Below are 263 nucleotides of genomic sequence, written 5' to 3' on the forward strand. Positions count from 1 at the left end.
TTCCTCCATGATGAGCAGTAGGGGCTTGCCCGACAAAGCGAAGGTGGAAGCGTTCGTGGCGTGGGAGTGCTGGAAGGTGAACGGCGAATTCAGCCTGGAACTGCTGCGGGCCTTTTCCTCCATGTGTCATGGCAAAGGCTTGCCCGACAAAGCGAAGGTGGAAGCGTTCGTGGCGTGGGAGTGCTGGAAGGTGAACGGCGAATTCAGCCTGGAACTGCTGCGGGCCTTTTCCTCCATGTGTAATGGCAAAGGCTTGCCCGACA

The 263-nt window shown here is 58.2% G+C and carries 1 protein-coding gene; it reads left to right on the top strand.

All coding sequences use genetic code 11. The features are described 5' to 3' along the window. Window positions 1–25: 25 nt before the first annotated feature. Window positions 26–263: hypothetical protein (locus tag AK963_RS30875; RefSeq protein ID WP_139117857.1), on the top strand; the 238-nt coding region annotated here is incomplete at its 3' end.

Origin of the sequence: Endozoicomonas atrinae (assembly GCF_001647025.1) — a bacterium.
Classification (GTDB): Bacteria; Pseudomonadota; Gammaproteobacteria; order Pseudomonadales; family Endozoicomonadaceae; genus Endozoicomonas; species Endozoicomonas atrinae.